The 4,357-nt window shown below is 71.1% G+C and carries 4 protein-coding genes; 2 read left to right on the top strand and 2 right to left on the bottom strand.

Annotated features, from left to right (window positions below; translation table 11 throughout):
• Positions 1-1,375: type IV pilus assembly protein FimV (locus tag C665_RS18620; protein WP_004326520.1), on the top strand; the 1,375-nt coding region annotated here is incomplete at its 5' end.
• Here the strand turns inward: C665_RS18620 and C665_RS18615 are convergent.
• Positions 1,372-2,121: a Nif3-like dinuclear metal center hexameric protein gene (locus C665_RS18615; protein WP_004326518.1), complete on the bottom strand. Its 750-nt coding sequence runs from the start codon at positions 2,119-2,121 to the stop codon at positions 1,372-1,374. The two genes, C665_RS18620 and C665_RS18615, sit on opposite strands and share 4 nt — an antisense overlap.
• A gap of 95 nt (positions 2,122-2,216) precedes the next feature.
• Here C665_RS18615 and C665_RS18610 point away from each other — a divergent pair, with 95 nt between their 5' ends.
• A complete protein-coding gene (locus tag C665_RS18610) occupies positions 2,217-3,368 on the top strand; it encodes a trypsin-like peptidase domain-containing protein (protein ID WP_004326517.1) in 1,152 nt (383 codons plus the stop codon).
• A 27-nt stretch (positions 3,369-3,395) separates the two neighbouring features.
• Here C665_RS18610 and tatC read toward each other — a convergent pair whose 3' ends face one another.
• Entirely contained in the window at positions 3,396-4,193 is a 798-nt protein-coding gene (gene tatC, locus C665_RS18605) for a twin-arginine translocase subunit TatC (RefSeq protein WP_004326515.1), read from the bottom strand.
• Positions 4,194-4,357 lie beyond the last annotated feature (164 nt).

Below are 4,357 nucleotides of genomic sequence, written 5' to 3'. Positions count from 1 at the left end.
CCGCGCGCCCGCGCGGACACCGCGCACGGCACCGCCCGCGCAGGCGAAGGCGGCGCCGAAACCACGCGCGCGCACCCTCGGCACGAGCGGCGACGAATCGCTCGTCACCCTGGCGTCGTCGCTGTACCCGGACGACCCCGCCGCGCAGGCGCGCTTCATCGAGGCGACCGCCGCGGCAAACCCGAAGCTGTTCGCCGACGCCGCCGCACTCACCCGCGTCCTGCCCGCAGGCACGGCGCTGCGCCTGCCCGACCTGCGCCCCGCCGCGCCGCAGTCCGAAGCGGCACCGGCACCGGTTGTCGCCCAGGGACCCGACCGGCTCGTCGTGGACAAGACCGTCGCCACGCGGAGCACGGGCGGGACCACGGCGGCGCATGGCGACGCCCCCCCGCGCAATCACGCGGAGCGCGAGCGCGCGCTTGCCGCGGCGATCGACCGCAGCATCATCGCCGAGATGGAGCTGCTCGCCCGCATCAAGGAGCTCGAGGAAATCCAGGCCGGGCTGAAGGAGCGCCTGCTCAGGATGCAGGCCGTCCCCGCCGTCGCAACCGCCCCGGCCGTCGCAGTCCCCGCCTCGCCTCCGCCGCGGACCGAGCCGGTCACCCCCGCCGAAAAGCGCCCTGCGCTCGCGGCCGAGAACGCCTGGGGCCGCGACGCCTACCTGTTCGGCGGACTCGGGTTTGCCGCCTTGGCCCTCGTCGCGCTGTTGCGCCGCTCGCGGCGTCCGACGCCGGCAGCGCCGTCCAGTCGGCCGACGGACACCGCCACCGCAACAACGCTCGGCAGCGCGGAGTCCCGCAAGGGCCGCGCGCGGGCCGAAGAGACCGGCTTAGGCTTCGGCGTCGGCACCGTCGACACTCGCCTCGAGTGGCCGGCGGGGACGGCAACCGAGACCATCCAGGAGCACAAGTCCGCGGTCGAGCTCGCCGACATCATGATGAGCTTCGGCCGCGTCCGCGGCGCAGCCGAGACGCTCGCCGAGTTCATCCGCGGCAATCCGCGCGAAGCGGTCTCGCCCTGGCTCAAGCTGCTCGAGGTCTACCGGGCAGCGGGCCTGCGCGACGAGTTCAACGCGATCGCCGGGGAGCTCAACAAGACCTTCAACGTCACCACGGTCAACTGGCAGAGCTACGACGCGCTGCGGGCGTCGAAGATGAGCCTGGAGGACCTGCCGCACATCTGCGAGGCCCTGCAGAAGACATGGCGCACCGCCGCCTGCCAGCGCCACCTGCAGCAGCTGCTGCGCGACAACCGCAACGGCACCCGCGCCGGCTTCCCGTTCTCGGTGATCGACGAGATCCTCACCCTCACCGCCATCCTCGAGGAAGACTTGGGCCCCTGCCCGCCGGCCGCGGACGAGCCCCCCCGGCGCTAGACCGGGTTATCGAGGTCGACGAAGCTCGCCTCCAGCCCGAGCACCTCGTTCAGGTAGTGCGCCATGGCGCGTGCGCCGTAGCGCTCGGTGGCGTGGTGGCCGGCGGCGATGTAGGGCACACCCGACTCGCGCGCCAGATGGACCGTGGGCTCGGAGATCTCGCCCGACACGTAGAGCTCGGCCCCGGCCAGGATCGCCTGCTCGAAAAAGCCCTGCGCACCGCCGGTGCACCAGGCGATCCGGCGCACCGGACGCTCGCCGTCACCGACCAGCAGCGGCTCGCGCCCGAGCCGCAGGGCAAGCGCGCGCGCGATCTCGTCAGCACGCTCGCCCTCCCGCGCCGGCCGGCCGATCCAGCCCAGCTCCTGGTCGGCGAAGCGCGCCGTCCCCTGCCAGCCCATCAGGCGCGCGAGTTGCGCGTTGTTGCCGAGCTCCGGATGCACGTCGAGCGGCAGATGGTAGGCGAACAGGCTGATGTCGTTGGCGAGCAGGGTATGCAGGCGCCGACGCCGGAAGCCGGTCACGCGACCGTCGTCGCCCTTCCAGAACAGGCCATGGTGAACGAAGACGGCGTCATACGCCCCCGTTGCTGCAAGGTCGAGCAGGGCCTGGCTGGCAGTCACTCCGCACAGCACGCGCCGGACCTCCGCGCGTCCTTCCACTTGCAGGCCGTTTGGGCAATAATCCTTCAGCCGTGAAGCGTCGAGCAGGGTGTCGAGATGACCCCCGAGTTCGGTGAGCTGCATGCGTCCTCCTTCATCCTTGCTTCGCGCGTGGCTCCTCGACCGGAGAACGCTCCGGCCGGCCGGGCGCGACCCCCTCTTCTTTGAAGCCCGACATTATGCGCCGCTTGTGGCTCATCTTCGCGCAGGCGGTGACCGTCAGCGTCGCCGTGCTGTTCGTGCTCAACACCCTCAAGCCGGAATGGCTGCGCAAGGCCACGCCCGCGGCGGTGGTGGCGATCCTCGAGGCACCTGCGGGCAGCGAGCGTTCGCCGGCGGCAGGCTCCTACGCCCCGGCTGCACAGCGTTCGATGCCGGCGGTAGTGCACATCTTCACCAGCAAGGGCGGTCGCGGCCAGCGCCACCCGCTGCTCGACGACCCGCTGTTCCGCCACTTCTTCGGGGAGCGCCCGGACAGCGCACCGAGCGAATCCGGCCTCGGCTCGGGCGTCATCGTCAGCCCCGACGGCTACGTACTCACCAACAACCACGTCATCGAGACCGCCGACGCGATCGAGGTCGCGCTCAACGACGGCCGCAAGTTCGCCGCCCGCCTGGTCGGGCGCGACCCCGAGACCGACCTCGCGGTGCTGCGCATCGACGGCGCCGAGGCGCTTCCGGCGATCACCTTCCCGGCCGCCGACAGCCTCGCGGTGGGCGACGTGGTGCTGGCGATCGGCAACCCCTTCGGCGTCGGCCAGACGGTCACCATGGGCATCGTCTCGGCGCTCGGTCGCAGCCAGCTCGGCATCAACACCTTCGAGAACTACATCCAGACCGACGCCGCGATCAACCCGGGCAACTCGGGTGGCGCGCTGGTCGACAGCGCGGGCAGCCTGGTCGGCATCAACACGGCGATCTACTCGCGCTCGGGCGGTTCGCTCGGCATCGGCTTCGCAATCCCGGTCTCGATCGCGCGCGACGTGCTCGAGCAGATCGTCGCCACCGGCGAGGTCGTGCGCGGCTGGGTGGGCGTGGAGATCCAGGACCTCACACCCGAACTGGCCGCCTCGTTCGGCTATCGCGACGCCGGCGGCGCGCTCATCGCCGGCGTACTGCGCGGCAGCCCGGCAGATCGGGCGGGCGTGCGTCCGGGCGACGTCCTGGTCGCGCTCGACGGCGAGAGCGTGCGCGACCCGCGCGCGATGCTCGACATGGTCGCGGCGCTCTCACCCGGCAAGCGTGCGGTGTTCAGGGTGCGGCGCGGCGCCGAGGCGCTCGACCTCGAGGTGGAAGTGGGCCGCCGCCCGATCCCGCCCGCCGCGCGCTGAGGCACCGACCGACGCGGCCCGCGGCACTCAGCGGGGCTCGCCCTCGCCATCCGCAGCAGCCGGCCCGGCGAGCTGCTGTACCGTCTCGCCGGCGGCCTCCTGCTGAGGGGAAGGCCTGGACAGCATGCCCGCGAGCACGATGCCAAGCTCGTAGAGCAGGCACATCGGCACGGCCAGCATGAACTGCGAGACCACATCCGGCGGGGTGACGATGGCGGCGACCACAAAGGCGCCGACGATCACGTAAGGGCGCGACTCGCGCAGCTTGGCGACATCGACGATGCCGGCCTTGACCATCAGGATCACCGCCACCGGCACCTCGAAGGTGATGCCGAAGGCGATGAACATCGACATCACGAAGGACAGGTACTGCTCGATGTCCGGCGCCGGGACGATGCTCTTGGGAGCGAATTCGGCGATGAACTTGAACACCGTGCCGAACACGAAGAAATAGCAGAAGGCCATGCCGAGCAGGAAAAGCAGCGTGCTGCCGAGCACCAGCGGCAGGGCGAGGCGCTTCTCGTGCGCGTACAGCCCGGGCGCGATGAAGGCCCAGGCCTGGTAGAGCACCCAGGGCAGCGCGAACACGAAGGCGACCATCATCGTCACCTTGACCGGGACGAAGAAGGGCGTCACCACGCCGGTGGCGATCATGTTGGTACCCGCAGGCAGCGTGTCCATCATCGGCTTGGCGAGGATGTCGTAGATCGCGCCCGCCCACGGCATCAGGCAGACGAAGACGATCACGATCGCGAGCAGCGCGCGGATCAGGCGGTCGCGCAGCTCGATCAGGTGGGCGATGAAGGTTTCCTGTTGTTCGCTCATGCCTTGACCTTGTCAGCTCCAGGCGCGGTGCGGGGCGTGCTATCCAGCCCAAGCTCGAGTTGCGGGGCGGGACGGGCGGGCGTCGCATCCGCTCCGGCCGGCGCGGGCGCTGCCGCCGGATTCGCGACGGGCGTCGGAGCGCCGGCCGGCGCGGGCGCCGCGGT

Origin of the sequence: Thauera aminoaromatica S2 (genome assembly GCF_000310185.1) — a bacterium.
GTDB lineage: Bacteria > Pseudomonadota > Gammaproteobacteria > Burkholderiales > Rhodocyclaceae > Thauera > Thauera aminoaromatica.
The sequence above is the reverse complement of the archived record's forward strand: the minus strand, read 5'-3'. Positions and strand labels throughout refer to the sequence as shown.